The organism is Paenibacillus marchantiophytorum (assembly GCF_014640555.1).
GTDB classification, from domain to species: domain Bacteria; phylum Bacillota; class Bacilli; order Paenibacillales; family NBRC-103111; genus Paenibacillus_E; species Paenibacillus_E marchantiophytorum.
On the sequence record NZ_BMHE01000026.1, the window covers coordinates 1 to 17,161 of the forward strand.

Genomic DNA, 17,161 nt, shown 5'->3' on the forward strand with positions numbered 1-17,161 from the left:
ATAGCAACATTTGATAGCGTTCATACAAATTTTGAGCATGCCTTTCACTCGTTGGAATGCCTTGTTCGTTCAATGCTTCGGCAACTTCTGAAACCGTTCGATGTTGCTTAAAGCGCAGTTCCCCAATGAGAGCAAGCACGTCATATCCATATGATGAATGTTTCATGCTAAGCATCTCAGCTTCAGCAGATTTATACGCAACTCCTGAATGTGAACAATCTGGATTCTTGCAAGCATAAGCCATACTCCATGCATGGATGATTCCGTCTCTTGTGACAATTTTTTTCTCCCATGCCGTATGGGTTCTCCGCAATTTCGAATCACAGTGCGGACAGTTTTTAAACTCAGGTCTGAAGTAAACTCTGGGTGCAGCACCCAATCTATTTTTCTCAAGCATGAAGGTCATCTCCTAGGATAAATTCTGACCTCTACACCTTCGACAAAAGATTGGAAATACCTGCTAGTTAATTGTGCTGTCGTAGAAAAAAAAGTAAACCGATGATTTTGAATATGCTCCATCAGGATGATATACAGTCTTTGATTTTAAAGGATAACAGTATGATTGACGAATATTTTAATGAATTCAAAGGGGGTGTGGACCATCGTGCATGATGAGTTTGTATGGGGGATTTTTGTAGCTGAAAATACAGGTCGTTTGCCGAACTTCTTCCCAATAGCTTTATATACAACGAGTGATAGAGCATTAGAAAATATTGTTTTTGCAAGAACACCAGTGCCTTATTCAATCTCATAGAAGGGCAGAGGAAATGGTTAAAGAAGTTCTACCACATTCGAATGAACGTCGCGGCCTTTATGAGGCGCCTCAATGCCAACCCCATGGAAGTCATTGACCGGCTCTGTGTTCGACTGTAAAACAAAAGTTTAATTTATCTTAGTTGGTGCGTGGTGCGGCAGTGGTGGGAGGCGAGTTGCTTGGTGCGGTGAGCAACACTAACTGGTGGGAGTGGTGAGCGACACTAACAGGCGGAGAGCGCGCCTAGCGTCTTCGTCCCTCTGCTGCTGATCTTTTCGTTGTTGAAACATTGGATTTATCCAGTGTTTTCCTCGTTTTTGCGCTTCAGAAACCTCTTTCATTGGGTATTTCCAATGGAATTCCCAGAATTGGCTCTTGTAGAGCCATTCCCTGTTAAAAGATTGGATAAATCCAGTGAGAGGTTGATTTTAACTGCTTTAAAGCTGATTTCATTGGATTAATCCAATGAAACTTTTTGTTTGGTGTCTTGAATTACGAAATGGAGTCCGTTCTCTGCCGAGACGGCGAATAAACGATGTTGATGGTTACAAAGGGAGCAGCACAAGGAGAGAGATCCAGTATGCTGAAGGAAAAGGAAAAATAAATAGGGAACGAGAGCACACGTGGGTTGACTGACGGCAGCTTCATTACTCTGTTGTGCTGACTACTCATAGTAAATCGCATCAAAAGGAAACTCGAGTTGTTTTAACCGATATTCCTTCGGTGTCATAGTCATATACGTTCGAAAAATTTTGCCAAAGTAGCTAGGACTGTCGAAGCCGCAATGTTGGCCAATGTCTTGAATTGGCAAATCTGTGGTTCGAAGAAGAGCAAGGGCAGCCTCCACTCTCCGATCGCGCAGATAGGCTAGTGGCGAGGTTTGTTCGGAGCGCTGAAACAGTCTGCATAGGTAATGTTTATTGATTTCACAGTGCTGAGAGATCATGTCGAGTGTAAGAGGCTTTGCATAGTGCTCTTTCATGAAATTCTTGGCTGTTTGGATTATCGTGCTTGAGTTTGGGCTCATGTCCTTCGTCAGCTCTCGGCTCGATTGGAGCAAGGTTAGCATCCATTCATATACCGCGATTGACAGTTGGTACTTATCGGTGGCCTTACCTTCAGCAACCATGCGCAGCAGCTTCCAGAGTCCTTGAATCAGTGGGGACCCCGATTCTCTGCGAATCACAGGTCCTTCCAAGGCGATCACCAAATCCCAGATGCGGTTCGCCTCATCTCCACGCAAATTCAGCCAAATAGCCTCCCATGGCTCTCCCTGATTTTGATAAAAGTATCTGTGACTGCTTGGCACTTTAACAAGGAAGGCTGTACCTTTCGGCAACGCGATGCTTTGCTGTTCATAGTCAAGATAGCCTTGACCGCTCAGCGTATATTGAAAAATGACATGCCCGCAGTCGGGACGGTTATCGCCGGTGAAACTATAGGCAGAGCTATTGATCGTCTGCCACCCGATAGAATCCATTGTCAGGATAGAGGTATCGTCATTGCGAAAGGCGTACGAAGAAGGTTTCAGCATAGGATTCTCCCGAAAAGTCAATTTTGTTATAGTATAAATCACAACTTTAAGATTGTCGCCTTATTATATGGAGGATACAATCATTCTTAGATAAAGGAGTGATTGTTGGAATGGCTAATCATGAAATAGGAATACAATTATTGCCTGATGAATATTGGTGGGGAGGCCGTGTAGCAGATGGCACAAGTATGCCTTTCGGTAAATCCCTTTTCCATATCGATTTAGCTGCTGACAGCGGAGCGAATCAAGCCAGCCCGCTGCTCATCTCGAGTAAGGGCCGATTTATTTGGAGTGAAGAGCCGTTTGTTTTTCAAATGGATGGAGAGCGTTTGCAAGTGGAAAGCGAGCATGGGCCGCTGATTGTAGGAGAGGGACATGAAAGTTTAAAAGGGGCTTACCTCTATGCGTCTCGCACGTACTTTCCGCCGGTTCCATCCATTCCTGAACCGTTGTTGTTCACGGCTCCGCAGTATAATCTATGGATCGAGCTGCTGTATGAGCCAACGCAGGAGAAAGTGCTGCAGTACGCAAGAGATGTGCTGGCAAATGGCATGCCGCCTGGCGTCATCATGATTGATGACAATTGGCATGAGCCTTATGGTACGTGGATGTTTCATTCTGGGCGTTTTCCAAAGCCTGAACAGATGGTCGAAGAGCTTCATACGTTGGGCTTCCAAGTCATGCTCTGGGTATGCCCGTTTATCAGCCCGGATTCTATCACCTTTCGAAAGCTGGAACCGGAGGGCATTCTTCTGCAAGATCGCGACGGCAAGACGGCTATTCGTAAATGGTGGAACGGGCACAGTGCCGTTCTGGACTGCACCAACCCGCTGGCTGTCGCGTGGATTCAAGATCAGCTTGACGCCCTGCGGTCTGATTATGGCATTGACGGGTTCAAGTTGGACGCGGGCGATTTGGAATTTTACGAGCCTGATGACCGGAGTTACTTAAAAACGACACCAAACGGACAAAGTGAAGCATGGGCTCGCGTAGGTTTGAAGTACCCGCTTAATGAGTATCGTGCATGCTGGAAGCTGGCTGGCCAGCCTTTGGTTCAGCGACTGAAAGACAAGCAGCATAAGTGGGAGGGAAACGGGCTTGATTGCTTGATTCCTGACGGGCTGGCACAAGGGCTTCTCGGCTACGCGTATACATGCCCCGATATGATTGGTGGAGGCGAATTTTTGAGCTTTTCGGTAGAAAAGTTGGATTCAGAGCTGTTCGTTCGCTCAGCTCAATGCTCGGCTTTGTTTCCGATGATGCAGTTTTCGGCGGCGCCTTGGCGAGTTCTTGATTCAGAACATCTTCGTTATTGTGTGGAGGCTGCTCAGCTGCATGCATCCTTCGGTGGGGAAATTCTGGAGCTTGCGAATCAAGCGGCTATATCGGGAGAACCTATTTTACGCCACATGGCCTATGAATTTCCTGAGGAGAGGTTAGAGACGGCCCTTGATCAATTTATGTTGGGAAGCTCACTGCTGGTTGCTCCGGTTATCGTCAAAGGAGCACGTGCTCGTCACGTAATCTTCCCTACAGGGACTTGGGTAGGGGATGATGGCACCATCGTGTCGGGCCCGATCAAGAAGGAGATTGAAGTGCCGCTCGGAAGGCTGCCTTATTACAGGAAACAGTAACCTAAGGAGCAGAGCCGAAGTGCAAGTAGAATCAATCGGCGGGTCACCCTGATGGCGGTTTAACAAACTGCTTATGGGTGACTCTTGTTTTTTTGCTATCTTGAGTACATTTTCATCCTCTAAGTTGCAGCCCTGTTCTTGCATGCCATGTTTGTCAAAAAAAGTGCCGACTGAAAGTCAGATCACTCCACTATGAATAGTGAATCATCTCATTAATAGTTAAAGTATCCGCTTACATTATGAGAGTGAATCTGCTGGCGAGTTCAGGCGTTAAAAGAAAGAGTGGTGCACGGACACAATATCGTCGTCCCTTATCGAGATGAATGCCAGCCGCATATCGCCGTAGCTGTAGATATCCAGATGGAGAAGGTACTGGCTTATGCCCTAGAATCCGGGCCAAGAGATAAAGCCGTGGCAATGATCGATGAATGGTTCTATCTTTATGTGGAACAGGCGAAAACAAGCACCGAGGTGCACGAGAATATTTTGCTCCTGAGCTCACTAATCATTCATATCATAATCGAAGAGAGCATCAACGAAGATATCGGCTTTATGAGGTGGCAGGCAAGTTATATATTAATGCCTCTTACTTATCTAGATTGTTTAAGCAGCATCTGGGGCAATCCTTTACTTCCTATATCGTGGAGTTCAAAATGAAGCTAGCCATGCAGTGGCACCAAAGTATTTCGCAAGATGTGGGGAGTTACACCGGCTGATGTGAAGAATAAAAAATACATTTAGCATGAATGGATGTCAGTTTTATACAGACCGTTATCTAATCCCGACTATGGCACCGCGACGAATTACTATTAAATAAATCAAGTTGATTTTTATCGTATCGGCAAAAAGAGAGGGAGGAGCATAAGCTTATGAAATTAGGGCATATAATGATTTTCGTCAATGACATGACAAAAGCGAGATGGTTTTATTCTGAACTTCTGGGTTTGCAAACATTGTTAGAACAAGAGAATAAGCTTGTATTTGCTCTTGAAGGTTTTCAGCTCACAGCTTTTAAGTGTGAAAAAACTACGGAAATGAGGTCGCATCTGTGGAGCAATCTTTTAAGGAAATGAAGGAAAAGGGTATTCAATTTTTACATGATAAACCTACTCAAGGGCTAAATGCGGCATTTGTTGATCCATTTGGTAACGTGCATGAAATCGCTGAGTAGAGAATTGTAAATAGTAACTTGTACCTTTTTATTATATGATAGTGATATGTCAAATATTGAGAAAATAACGCGTCGTAGATTCTTAAAGAAAAGTGTCATGTGGACGGGTGGTCTACTATCAATACCACCTTTGAGTTACGGGTATGCTACATTGGTAGAGCCACGTTGGTTACAAGTGGAGCGTGTATCGTTGGCGTTTCCTAATCTGCCGGAAGCATTCAAAGGACTACGTGTGGTGCAATTCAGCGATCTTCATTATGGATTCCATCTAGATATAAAGCAATTAACCAACGTAGTAGAGCAAATTCAGGCGGAACAACCGGACATTGTATGCTTTACAGGCGATCTAGTAGATTATGCTCTCGGTCCCCACAGTAAAGACATTCGTGATGTATTAAATACGTTAAAAGCGAAACACGGCTGTTATGCTGTGCTTGGCAATCATGATTACTACGGGGATGCTGATGCAGTGGCAGGCGTTCTAGAGGATGCTGGTTTTCACTGCTTGCGTAATAAAGGTATTAGGGTACAAAAAGGGACCCAATCGATTTGGATTGCTGGAGTTGAGGATATGTGGGAGGGTGTTCCTAATCTAAAGAATGCTATGAAGATGGTGAAAAATGATGAGTGGGTGCTATTGCTATCCCATGCTCCAGATTTTGCCGATATTGCTGCCTTAGAACCCGTTCATTTGCAACTCTCTGGTCATAGTCACGGCGGTCAAGTGAGGCTTCCGCTAATCGGACCGCTGTCTTCGGTTCCTTATGGTGTCAAATATCCATCTGGACTTTATCATGTTGGGAAAGACAAATCGCTAACCCTTTATACAAATCGAGGTATCGGTGTGTCGGTTCATCCAATTCGATTTATGTGTCGACCGGAAATAACTGTTCTAACACTAGTTTAAAGACTTAACAGAGGAGGTATAATGCAGCTTTACGCATTATACCTCCTTTTATCATAATATCGGATTTTTAGTAGAATAATAAAACAGAATAAAGGAGCTGTTACGTTAAATGAAACAGATTACTTTTCGCCAATCCCAAAGTTCCGATGTTGAGACAATTGCTAATTTACGGGTAATTGCATTACGAAGTGATTTAATTAGGTTAGGAAGGTTTGATGAAGAGAAGGTTCGTCAACGGTTCCGTAACTCATTTGACTCAGATCAAACTTGGATTATTGAGTCAGATTCTTCTTTTGTTGGCTGCGTAGCTCTTAAACCAACGTTGGATGGTTATTTATTGGAACATTTTTATATTTATCCCAATTACCAAGGTAAAGGGGTCGGTAGTCATGTATTAAAAAAATTACTCGAACAAGATGAAGTAAAAGGAAAACGTGTAATATTAAATGTCTTACAAGGAAGTTCTGCTAAACGTCTTTATGAACGGTTTGGTTTTAAAGTTGAAAACGAGGATCTCATAGACGTTTATATGTCCTTAAATGACTTTAATGTTTTGGATAAAACGAAGGGAGGATAGGTAAGAAAAAGGGTTTCGCCGCCCTGAGAGATCAGCCTATAGGAAAGTGGAGAGCTTAAAGATTAAGCAACGGGTAGCAGTATAGTTAAAAAAGGAACTTAAATTTATATCTCGAATATCTAATGTAATCGGATAGCTAAAAATATAATGAAGACAGGAGTAGTTACCATGATAAAAGGTTTCGGAGGAATATTTTGGAGAACTAAGAATCTTGAAGTTGTAAAAAAATGGTACAGTGAAGTATTGAAGATTGAAATAGAAAATTGGAATGGGACAGTGATACAACCCCAATTAGGAAATGAGACTATCTTTTCTTTCTTTACCGAGAATGACAGTTATTTTCCAACAGAACAACAAGTGATGTTAAATTTCCAAGTACATAATCTAGACGAGACTATTAAGCATCTTGAACATTTGGGTGTACCTCTTGCCAAGCAAAAAGAGAGTAGTGACTTTGGAAAGTTTATTTGGATTGAAGATCCTGAAGGTCGACTGGTCGAGCTTTGGGAGAAATAACGAGTTGTCATTCATTTGCTATTGAGCAACCGGAAACGATAGCTTTATAAGAACAATCCGAGCAGGCGTCGCGGCGATCCTGCTTTTTCGTGGTAGAAATGCCAAAAGGCTTTGAGACAACTGGTCGAGTTATCATGAATATCGAAACAGCACGCCAGATGATTTTAAATATAGAAGGAAAAGGGTTGCGTACAGGACTTCGAGATATCGTTGAAGTTGTTTACGATCAGTTCACTAACGATGAACGATAGTTAAATATTTGTTACATGATTGAAATCATTGACCCTCAGCTAATTGCTGAGGGTCTCTTTTTACTATTAAACTAAGGGGCAGGATTCTACGGCAAGACATCGAATCAGAACGATTTTGCACGGAAAACTAGCTACAAAACTTCGAAGTATTTGATAGGATAGTTCCAATATGTGGTATTATTATAGCTGTGTAAAGCGACCCCGAAATACATAGAAAAATACACGGAGGTAATTATGCCCATAAATTTTTTAGCAAAGTTTACGAGAATATTATTGGTATACAGCTTAATATTAGCTATTACTTGCTGTAATCTTGTTATGGCTGATTCTGAGAACAAAAGCGGGTGGGCTGGAATTGCAGCATACGGTCTTGCATTTAAACAGGATGGTACGGTTTGGGCCTGGGGGAATAACCAATCAGGGCAGTTGGGGAACGGGGAAGGAGGGAGCAATGCTGCAACCTCCCTTATACCGACCCAAGTCAAGGGATTATCTGATGTGATAGCAGTTGCGAAAGGCCAAGGCTTTTCGCTAGCATTGAAAAAAGACGGAACTGTATGGGCATGGGGCAACAACAGTTCAGGTGAAATTGGTGATGGAACCCAATCCGTTTTCGATGAAAAGACCCATGCAACCTTAAAAAATGAAGATAGATACCTACCGGTTCAAGTAAGAGGACTATCCGATATTACTGCGATTGCAGCTAATTGGAATACAAGTTATGCCGTAAAGAAAGATGGTACCTTGTGGTCTTGGGGAGGAATCTATTATAGAAATAGAGACGGATCATATAGCAATAATACTACTCCCAAGCAGCTTGAAGGTTTTTCTGATATCGTTTCCGTTTCTCTTGGGTGGGGAAATATGATTGCCTTAAACAAGGACGGTACCGTATGGACTGGCTCGTCCGGAAGGGCCGTCCATATTAAAGGAACTTCCGACATAAAAGAAATAGCTGCGGGAGGACAATACTCATATGGGTTAAAAAAAGATGGTACAGTTTGGTTCTGGGGGTCAGGAGGACAAGGCGTTGTAGCAGGTAAGAATACCGCGGATCGGTCACAGCCTCAACTGCTTAAAGGTATTCATGATGTAGTATCTGTCAAAGCAAGTGCAGGAGGCCCCCTTTTATTAAAACGTGACGGAACCGTGTGGGCGAGCGGAGTGAATGACGGTGGTCAACTTGGCATTGGTTCTTACGAAGATAGTGAAGTTCCAGTACAAGTGAAAGGTTTGACGCGAATTAAAGAAATTAACGCGTCCGGAATTGATTTTAAATCAATGGCTTTTAAAGAAGATCATACCCTATGGTCATGGGGAAGCAATTACGTCGGGGACGGAACAGAATGGTATAGAACCATTCCAGTCTGGATCAAAAGCTATGATTCGGAAGTACTCCTGGAAGATCGAATAAGAGTAAAATTAGATGGAACTGAATTGGCATTTGATCAACCTCCTATTCTTATAAATGATGATACAATGGTGCCGTTGCGGAAAATATTCGAAGCGCTGGATGCAGATGTTACTTGGGACAATATCGCCTCAACTGTTACGGCAATAAAAGGTCAAATGGTGATTAATCTTACAGTTGGCAGCAATGAAGCTAAAGTTGACGGTGTTAGTCAAATGTTGGACTCGAAACCTATTCTCATTGGAGATAACATGTTTGTCCCGATAAGATTTATAGCCGAATCTTTCGGGGCAACGGTAAGTTGGGAAGAGGCGTCTAAAACAATTTTAATTAAAAGTAAATTAAAATAAGGGACAAAATCTGTTAAACAGACGAGAGCGATAATTCAATCATGACATTACGGCAGCCTGCACACGATGGATATTTTTGCTGTATTCCAATATTGGTTTTTGGGGTAGGAGTGAGCGAAGCGTACCCCTTCTCTTAATGAAGTAAATAGCATCGGAACTGGGATGCCTTTGTAGTAAAGAAGGAAGAAAGCATAAAGTACATAGGGCTACTAATGAATTGTATGATGCTTATAGACGAGAAAATGGCTACTTTTGCGATTTAATGAACTGAATTGGTGCTAACGAGCGATTTCAGGTGGAATGGTGATCATTTACTTGAAATAGCGCAGATGGAATTCATTAGATTTTCTGAAGGAGCGATTTTGAGCGAATAAAGGTTGCTGAGTTCGTAAGGGGAGATATGAGATTTGAAGATCCATAGAATAGATCATGTGGGTATAATCGTAAATGATCTCTCTGCCGCTAAAGAGTTTTCTCTCGATTTTGGCCTTATGGTGCAAGGGGAATGGGAAATGGAAGGAGAGTTGATGGATCAGGTATTTGTGCTTAATGACACCACTAGGGAGCTCATCCATCAAAGTCACGAAAACAAGAAGAACCAGCGTTAAGACGCTGGTTCTTCTTGTTTTCGCTCATTATGATTTTCTCCCCAAGCACACAACACTTCTGCTACTGGAATCAATGTTCTGCCATATTCACTAAGCGAATATTCTACTTTTGGCGGGACGGTGGGGTAGACCGTTCTTTCGATTACGCCTTCTTGTTCCAAGTCTCGAAGATGTTGCGTGAGCATTTTTTGGGAGACATCTGGTATCAGCTTTTCCAGATCGTTATACCGTTTGGTTGATTCCATCAAATGCCATAAAATCATCGGCTTCCATTTTCCACCTAAAACATGAATGACAGTCTCTATTGGACATTCGCGCTGATGAATCATTGATAAATCACTCCCTTACTTTTAAGTATGTACCGTACTTTAAAGTGCGTTCTTAACAGAATATTAGTACCGATATACAATAAAGTCAATCAAATCAATTGGGAAAAGGAGACAGTCAAATGAGTAAATCTTATTGGGGTCCAAAGACAGTAACATTTTGGTTAGTGGGCGTTGTTACACTGTTGATGTTGTTTTTAGGAGTAAAAGGTTTTATCCAGCCAGAAGCAGTGATTCGAGATTTTGGTATACCCCTGCATGACGTTTCTGATAAATATCTTGTTCTAATAAAAGCAGATCGTGATCTGTTTATTGGAATTTTCTTACTAGCCATGATGATACTTCGTATGAGAAAAGCATTGATCGTTGTTATGCTAACTTCTGTTTTAATGCCTGTAATTGATGCATTATTGGTATTAACGAATGCCGTAGATAAAACACCTTCTTGGATTCATATTATTACTGCGGTATATGGACTTGCAGTAGGTTGGATGTTGTATCGAGAAGAACAGCGAGTTCAAAAAGCAAATACTAGCACAGGATTATCATCAGAAAGGTATATCTAAAATAAGGGGGCAGTTCATGTATATTTACCTGTTGTTCATCCATATTATTTCCGCCGTGGTGGCCATGGCTGCAATCATCTGCTATCCCTTGATTATGAGCAGCGCCAGGACAGTAGGTCAAGCCAAGTTCGCGCTTGCGCTGCTGGAGAAGACGGCGATCCTGCCGAAATTCGGTGGCACACTGTTGCTTCTTACGGGGCTTGCTCTTGGTTTCTTAGAAATCTCTTTGTTCCGAGAGCTGTGGTATGTGTCCTCAATTGCCTTCTTCATTGTCATTCTAATTATCTTTGCTGGCCTAATTCCCTCCGGCATTAAACAGCAACTTAAGCTGCTTCAGCAGACGAAGGGCGATGTGCTACCTGACGCGTACCGATTGAATCGCAGACGCTCCGCTTGGTTGGAAGGGATCGCGAATCTTGCTGCGCTCATCTCGATCCTGCTAATGGTGTTCAAGCCATACTAATGTACTCAAGATAAGTGGAGGAGCTTGCAGTGATGCAGTTCCTCTTTGTCATTAAAGTATATGTTGGAAAAATTGTGCTGTTTCACAGCGTTATTGAAATGTGAGTGACGCGTCAGTAAAAAGGGATTTTATTCAGACTCAATATGAGTTACGATAAATAGTGGAAACATTCCCCAGATGGCAAACGGAGGTACGGAAATGGAAGAAGATTTTGCTTGCCTGTATGTCATTCGCGGTGAGCCCTACCGACCGGGTACCTGCGTGAGTCTGAGCGAGGATGAAACGCTCGTTGGTCGGGTATCCAATCAGTTGACTCCTGATTTGGCCTTTACGAATGCTTTTATTTCCCGGCAGCATTTCACCATTCGCAAGGAGCAGGACAAGGCGGTGCTTTACGATTTGGGGAGTCGCCACGGCACTGAGGTCAACGGCGAACGGCTAACGCCGCACCAGCCATATCTTTTAAATAATTTTGATATCATTACACTTGCCAAAGGGATGACTGTCCTCCACTTTTCCTATATGTTTGCAGATCAAACCCTTGAAATGGAACCGCTTAGCATCACTAGGCGGTTAGAAGTTCCAGAATTGCCACTGACGATTCATTGGGAGAAAAGGGAATGTGTGGTGGATGGTAAGCGGATCCCGATGTCTGAGAAAGAATATTTACTGATTCGCGTGCTGCATGAGAATGCGAACCAGCTCGTTACACTCCAGGAAATCAAATCCAGAGTATGGCCGGAACGACTGCCGGGCGTGAAAGGTGTCTCGAATGTGTCGTTCGATGAATTAAACGCCCTGATCTACCGTGTACGCAAAAAATACGGCAAAGACACCTTTCTTATTAGTGCAGTGCGCGGCAACGGTTACGTCCTTGAGTCGGAATTAATATCGTCATAACGAAAGTAGGAATACAGATATGAAATATATTCAGGCGGAGTATTCAGGCCAGTTGAACGGGAGTGTATATATACCGGGTGCTAAGAACAGTTCCCTTGCCCTGCTTGTCGCGGCTTGTCTGGCGGATGATATTGTTACACTGGGAGGCATTCCGTGCATTGACGATGTCAGTATTATTGCAGGGATCAGCCGAGATATCGGCATGGAGCTGAAACAAGAAGGTGGACAAGTTATCATCGACCCACGCAAGATTCACAGTGCCGTGATAGACCCAGGCAAGGCTTCGAGCTATCGCGCGTCTTATTATTTTGCAGGTGCTCTATTGGCCAAATTCGGCAGAGTCACGATCGGATTCCCAGGAGGTGACGATTTCGTTTCAAGACCGATCGATCAGCATATCAAGGTTTTTCAAGCGCTCGGCGCTCAGGTTCAAATCTTTGACGATTATTATGTAGTCGAGGCCGCCGAGCTGAAGGGCGCAGAAATTTATTTCGACACGGTTACCTCTGGCGCTACGATTAATGCGATGCTGGCGGCTGTGCGGGCCAAAGGGCGGACCCAACTGCATAACGCAGCTGTGGATCCGGAGGTGGTTGATACGGCAGTCTTTCTGAACCAGCTAGGCGCGAGGATTTACGGGGCAGGAACCGAACATATCCGCATCGAAGGCGTCTCCTATTTAAACGGGGGAACGCACGTGGCAATACCAGACAGGCTAATCGCCGGGGCTTTTCTAATGGCGGCAGGGCTCAACGGGGGGCAGGTTACCGTTAAGGATGTCATCCCTGAGCATCTTAGCGCCTGCCTCGCCAAGATGGGGGAGGTAGGCATTCATGTGGAATGCGGCGAGAGCCACATTACGGCATACGGTACGGGTTCGCTCAAAGCAACGCGGATTCGCACAGGCATGTATCCAGGCTTCGCCACCGATTTACAACAACCAATGACCGCGCTTCTGCTGCAGGCCAAGGGAAAGAGCATCGTTACCGACCGCGTCTTTCCGAAGCGGTTCGCTCACGTAGCTCAACTGCGTCGGCTCGGAGCAGAGATTGAGCTGCGGAAAGAAAGCGCTTTTATACGCGGAGGAGTTCCACTGCAAGGAAGCTGGGTACATGCGACGGATGTGCGTGCCGGCACTTGCTTGCTTCTTGCTGGTTTAGCGGCCGAAGGTAGCACGATTATTACAGGTGTCGAGCACATTGAGCGCGGATATGAGGATGTCATCGGCAGCTTCAAATCAATTGGGGCGAAGCTCTCTATGCGCGAGATGGATGCGCAGGAGTTGCCCGGCCTGATCCACCTGAGAGGTTAAAAGTGTGAGTACGAATGAAGAATGGGGGGCAAAAACGTGGTTCCAAAGCATATTGTTTCTGCGGCGGCAATTGTGATCAATGAGCGGAACGAAATATTATTAATAAAAGGTCCTAGGCGAGGTTGGGAAATGCCAGGCGGGCAGGTTGAAGAAGGCGAATCGTTGAAAGAAGCAGCGATCAGGGAAACAAAGGAAGAGAGCGGTCTAGATATAGAGGTAACAAAATTTTGTGGTGTTTTTCAAAATGTAAGTGAGTGTATATGTAACACTTTATTTTTAGGCAGACCAGTCGGAGGAGAATTAACAACAACCCCGGAGGCATTAGAAGTAGGATTTTTTCCAATCGAAGCAGCATTAGAGATGGTGATTTGGAAAAATTTCAGGGAAAGAATAGAGCTTTGTTTAAATGAGGAACTTCATCCATTTTATATTGAGTTTTGACTAAAATCATTACATTGAGGCAGAAAGTGGCATCTAAACAATAGAGTTGATCCAATTGTACCTCCTCAATTTACATGTAATAGAACCGTCAGGAAGTTTTCCTGACGGTTTTTCTTTTTCATCTGACTTCTTTACTTTGCAGGTTTTTGGTCTTAGATTTTCAGAGTGGGCGATTTTTTCATAATCTTAATTCTGGACATGAAGTCGAAAGATTGATGGGGACTCAAATGATAGCGGTTCCATTATAATAACGGATATAGAGCGGTGATCAAAGAGAAGGAGGAGAGAAATAATGAAAACACCGTTCATTCGCGATTTGATCAGTTACAGAACCATGCTGTTAATGCTTGTCCAGGTGAACTGAAAAAATGCAATCCGAATGCTTCACCATAGTATAATTTGATTCGCTCCTGAACGTTGCGAATCCCATATCCACTGCCGGTGGGATTTATGATCTTGTTGCCGGATCGAAGTGCTTCCAGGTGTATGTCGTCCATCCCAACGCCATCGTCAATGACAGACAGGACGATGCGATCTGCTTGGCGTTCGCAGGTTACCGTAATTCCTCCCTCACGGTTCTCATTCCTTAAAATTCCATGAAGAATGGCGTTCTCGATGATTGGCTGAAGGGTTAGCTTTGGAATGAGTCCCTGTTGAAATGCCTCATCGACCTGCAAGTTAAGCTCGATTCTTTGTTCGAAGCGAATGTTTTGGATTTCAACATAATAGGTGACCAGCTTCAATTCGTGTCCAATTGTTATGATATCCTGCCCGTTGCTAAGCGTGAGTTTATAGTATCCGGCTAGCGACTGCACAATTGTTGTGATTTGATCGTTCATCCCGAATTGAGCCATCCAATTGATTTGATCCAGTGTATTGTATAAGAAGTGAGGATTGATCTGGGATTGAAGAGCCATTAATTCAGATTTGATTGCCTTCACTTCTATATCCTTTAACAATGCCAGCTTATGCGACATATAATTATAGCTTTGGATGAGTTCTCCTACCTCATCATCTCCTGACGGCTTTACGATAGGCTCAAGGATTCCAGCCTCCATGGCCTTCATCTTTTGACTCAAGTGAGTAATTCGCCTTGTCATATGAAGGGAGATGAAATGGGCAAGTCCGATGGCTAACAGTCCGACGGCAAGCAAACTAATAAGAAGCTCCTGTTGAAGGCGTGTGCTTCTTGACACAATCTCCTGATGTGGAATCACGGTAACCATAGTCAGGTCAGTTTGCGGAATTTGCAGATGGTGGAATTCTAGCCTTTTGCCTTTTATGAACTGCGTATTATTGCTGTTGGCAGGCTGGAATAATGGAGGTGCGGTGCCTTCAGCAGGAAGATATTGCTCCAGGAGTGCATCATCCGAAGCAATCAGAACCAGACCATCACTACTTTGCAAATAAGTTAGACTATTCTTCACGGTGTTGGCACGAGAAACGATTTCTTTGAGCATTCGTTCATCCATGTCCAAACGCAGAATTCCGATGGTTTCGTTATAGTGATCGGGATGGCGAATGAGGCGGACAAGGGATATGACTGGATCCGTATCGGTCGTATTGGTTGGATAATCAAGTGAGGAGAACCCACATGAGCTTCGCCCTCGAAGTGACCAATTTGGCATACCATGTCGTGCTCAGCACATCTTGTAAGGGGAAGATGCTGCTGCCTTCATTGGCAAACAGGAAACCGTCCGGTAGGTAGAGTCGAATCTTACTTACATCTGTGCCATCGCGAAAGGAAGAAAGAAACTGGACCAGCTTATTTCCGTCTTGCAACTGATCTTGGAGTTTGTAGTCGGCCACGTTGGTGGTCAGTATGCGAGTCATTTGAACCTCGTCCAGTGCGATTAGATCTGAAACGTCGGTTATGCGATTCAGTTTATAAGCTAGAAAGGAATGAGTTTGGCTAAAGCTTTGATCAAATGAAAAGCTAACCATTTCCTGAATAATGCCAGCCACCCTGCCGGATGCATAGAATTGGAGATAGAGAATCGGAAGCAGGATAAGCAGCAGGTAAGAAAGAAGCAGCTTTTGTTTCAATCTCAGCTTTAGAAGTATGCGATTGAAGATATTAGACATCGGCAAGCCGCTTCCTATATTCCGAAGGCTGCAGTCCGGTTACTTTTTTAAATATTTTGCTAAAATATTCTCCGTCCCCATATCCCACCTGCAAGGCGATATCGAACAGCTTTAGCTCCCTGTTTACCAAAAGCTCTTTAGCCCGATCAATTCGATATTCCGACAGGAAATGCTTGATCGTCATGTCGGTACCTTCTTTAAAAACGAAACATAAGTGGGGGACTGTCACACCCACAAACTCGCTGATTTCGTTCAGGGACAGCTGGCGATTCCGGTAGTTTCGCTCAATGTAAAGCGTCACATGACGGATGATCGAGTTACCTTTGCGAGCTTCCAAATAATCAAAAAGCACATCGAGTTCATCGTTCAGGAGTTGATCTAGGTCGTCCAATGTCTGACAAGCGTACAATCGCTCTGCGTATTTAATTACAGAAGCCTCCTGTTTAAAGGAAGGAATACCGCTTTCTTTGCCGACTTGTTGAACCATTTGATAGAGCTGTAAATAAATTCCTTTGGTAAAAGTCACAGATGTATCCGGATATTTCCGAATGTCATTCATCAAATTTGCCAGCCAGTTCTTTGCCTTAGGGGCTCCATCTTGACGGACCCATCGATGAACTTTATCCTCGAAGGAAACATCTTTCTCCGAACGAGAGATCAAATGGATGACGACATGAAAATCGTCTTTCATCATGATAAAACAATTGAAACCTGCCGTCTGTGCAGCCGATTCAAGCTTGTGCAGAAGGCTCTCGGGCTGCTCAATAGGGTGATGCCATTTGAGAATGGAGGACAAACAGGAATTGGATTCACACAACTGCGACCCGATTAAAGGGAATAATCGTGCCAGCTTGTCTGCCTGATAGTGGGGAGAACAAAGCAGTGCGGCTATTTCCCGTTTAATTAGAGGTATGCTCTCTTCCTCGCCCATGTCGGTTTGCCGGTCTTTCTTGATCATGCTGGAAGCGTTGAGGATAGCTTTGCCCAGTTCGTCTGGATGGATGGGCTTTTCTACATAATCAACGGCTTGCATGGAAATAGCGGCTTTCAGGTACTCTTTGTCCGAGAAGCCGCTCATAAAGATGATGCAAACTTTCGGACAAAACATCCGAATGCAGCGCGCTGCTTCAATTCCGTCCATACGGGGCATTCGAATATCGGTCAGCAGGATGTCGGGGCGGAACAGTTCGGCGATCCGAACGGCATCACGGCCATCATCTGCCTGCTTCACTTCATCGATACCGTATTGTTGCCAGTCGGTCTTCATCAGTATCCCTTTGCGAATCAATTGTTCGTCATCCACAAGCAAAAGCTTCATGAAGATCCCCCTTACGGTACACCATAGTTGATAATTT

The 17,161-nt window shown here is 44.0% G+C and carries 18 protein-coding genes and 2 pseudogenes; 14 read left to right on the forward strand and 6 right to left on the reverse strand.

The features are described from left to right. Positions 1-397: pseudogene (locus tag IEY34_RS21725) on the reverse strand (transposase); the annotation flags it as partial. Positions 398-562: 165 nt separating this feature from the next. Between IEY34_RS21725 and IEY34_RS21730 the strand changes: the two are divergent. Then, the gene (locus IEY34_RS21730) at positions 563-754 is read left to right on the forward strand and encodes a hypothetical protein (protein ID WP_189015059.1); all 192 of its coding nucleotides are present in this window, start codon (positions 563-565) and stop codon (positions 752-754) included. A gap of 664 nt (positions 755-1,418) precedes the next feature. Here IEY34_RS21730 and IEY34_RS21735 read toward each other — a convergent pair. Continuing rightward, a complete protein-coding gene (locus IEY34_RS21735) occupies positions 1,419-2,288 on the reverse strand; it encodes an AraC family transcriptional regulator (protein WP_189015061.1) in 870 nt (289 codons plus the stop codon). A 110-nt stretch (positions 2,289-2,398) separates the two neighbouring features. Here IEY34_RS21735 and IEY34_RS21740 point away from each other — a divergent pair, with 110 nt between their 5' ends. The 8 genes and pseudogenes from IEY34_RS21740 to IEY34_RS21775 all read left to right on the forward strand — a co-directional run bounded on the left by IEY34_RS21740 (position 2,399) and on the right by IEY34_RS21775 (position 9,713). Further along, entirely contained in the window at positions 2,399-3,922 is a 1,524-nt protein-coding gene (locus tag IEY34_RS21740) for a glycoside hydrolase family 31 protein (RefSeq protein WP_189015063.1), read from the forward strand. A gap of 428 nt (positions 3,923-4,350) precedes the next feature. Continuing rightward, a complete protein-coding gene (locus tag IEY34_RS37905) occupies positions 4,351-4,638 on the forward strand; it encodes an AraC family transcriptional regulator (RefSeq protein ID WP_373291307.1) in 288 nt (95 codons plus the stop codon). A gap of 153 nt (positions 4,639-4,791) precedes the next feature. Further along, positions 4,792-5,093: pseudogene (locus IEY34_RS37575) on the forward strand (VOC family protein). A 190-nt stretch (positions 5,094-5,283) separates the two neighbouring features. Next, the gene (locus IEY34_RS21755) at positions 5,284-6,000 is read left to right on the forward strand and encodes a metallophosphoesterase (protein ID WP_229757776.1); all 717 of its coding nucleotides are present in this window, start codon (positions 5,284-5,286) and stop codon (positions 5,998-6,000) included. A 109-nt stretch (positions 6,001-6,109) separates the two neighbouring features. After that, positions 6,110-6,577 (forward strand): GNAT family N-acetyltransferase, encoded by a 468-nt coding sequence (locus IEY34_RS21760; RefSeq protein ID WP_189015068.1) that lies wholly within the window; start codon positions 6,110-6,112, stop codon positions 6,575-6,577. A 168-nt stretch (positions 6,578-6,745) separates the two neighbouring features. Continuing rightward, the gene (locus IEY34_RS21765; protein WP_189015069.1) at positions 6,746-7,093 is read left to right on the forward strand and encodes a VOC family protein; all 348 of its coding nucleotides are present in this window, start codon (positions 6,746-6,748) and stop codon (positions 7,091-7,093) included. A 485-nt stretch (positions 7,094-7,578) separates the two neighbouring features. Next, on the forward strand, positions 7,579-9,105 hold the full coding sequence (locus IEY34_RS21770) for a stalk domain-containing protein (RefSeq protein WP_189015070.1): 1,527 nt from the start codon (positions 7,579-7,581) through the stop codon (positions 9,103-9,105). Between the two features lie 407 nt (positions 9,106-9,512). Beyond that, positions 9,513-9,713, forward strand: a complete 201-nt coding sequence (locus IEY34_RS21775; protein WP_229757777.1) for a VOC family protein — start codon at positions 9,513-9,515, stop codon at positions 9,711-9,713. On the opposite strand, the gene IEY34_RS21780 is transcribed toward IEY34_RS21775, so the two are convergent. Beyond that, on the reverse strand, positions 9,710-10,042 hold the full coding sequence (locus IEY34_RS21780; RefSeq protein ID WP_189015071.1) for a winged helix-turn-helix transcriptional regulator: 333 nt from the start codon (positions 10,040-10,042) through the stop codon (positions 9,710-9,712). The two genes, IEY34_RS21775 and IEY34_RS21780, sit on opposite strands and share 4 nt — an antisense overlap. Before the next feature lie 119 nt (positions 10,043-10,161). Between IEY34_RS21780 and IEY34_RS21785 the strand changes: the two genes are divergently transcribed. The 5 genes from IEY34_RS21785 (at position 10,162) to IEY34_RS21805 (ending at position 13,721) form a co-directional block, all read left to right on the forward strand. Next, positions 10,162-10,605: a DUF4267 domain-containing protein gene (locus IEY34_RS21785; protein ID WP_189015072.1), complete on the forward strand. Its 444-nt coding sequence runs from the start codon at positions 10,162-10,164 to the stop codon at positions 10,603-10,605. Between the two features lie 16 nt (positions 10,606-10,621). Next, complete coding sequence (locus tag IEY34_RS21790) at positions 10,622-11,068, forward strand: DUF2269 family protein (RefSeq protein WP_189015073.1); 447 nt, start codon at positions 10,622-10,624, stop codon at positions 11,066-11,068. Between the two features lie 198 nt (positions 11,069-11,266). After that, positions 11,267-11,968, forward strand: a complete 702-nt coding sequence (locus tag IEY34_RS21795; protein WP_229757778.1) for an FHA domain-containing protein — start codon at positions 11,267-11,269, stop codon at positions 11,966-11,968. A 19-nt stretch (positions 11,969-11,987) separates the two neighbouring features. Continuing rightward, positions 11,988-13,280: a UDP-N-acetylglucosamine 1-carboxyvinyltransferase gene (gene murA, locus IEY34_RS21800; protein WP_189015077.1), complete on the forward strand. Its 1,293-nt coding sequence runs from the start codon at positions 11,988-11,990 to the stop codon at positions 13,278-13,280. A 21-nt stretch (positions 13,281-13,301) separates the two neighbouring features. Continuing rightward, a complete protein-coding gene (locus tag IEY34_RS21805) occupies positions 13,302-13,721 on the forward strand; it encodes an NUDIX hydrolase (protein WP_189015079.1) in 420 nt (139 codons plus the stop codon). Between the two features lie 320 nt (positions 13,722-14,041). On the opposite strand, the gene IEY34_RS21810 is transcribed toward IEY34_RS21805, so the two are convergent. The 3 genes from IEY34_RS21810 to IEY34_RS21820 are packed head-to-tail and all read right to left on the reverse strand — an operon-like array spanning position 14,042 to position 17,124. Next, on the reverse strand, positions 14,042-15,349 hold the full coding sequence (locus IEY34_RS21810; protein WP_189015081.1) for a sensor histidine kinase: 1,308 nt from the start codon (positions 15,347-15,349) through the stop codon (positions 14,042-14,044). Then, positions 15,297-15,806, reverse strand: a complete 510-nt coding sequence (locus IEY34_RS21815; RefSeq protein ID WP_189015082.1) for a hypothetical protein — start codon at positions 15,804-15,806, stop codon at positions 15,297-15,299. The genes IEY34_RS21810 and IEY34_RS21815 overlap by 53 nt, the downstream gene beginning before the upstream one ends. Beyond that, a complete protein-coding gene (locus tag IEY34_RS21820) occupies positions 15,799-17,124 on the reverse strand; it encodes a response regulator transcription factor (RefSeq protein ID WP_189015083.1) in 1,326 nt (441 codons plus the stop codon). Before IEY34_RS21820 ends, IEY34_RS21815 begins: the two co-directional genes overlap by 8 nt. Positions 17,125-17,161 lie beyond the last annotated feature (37 nt).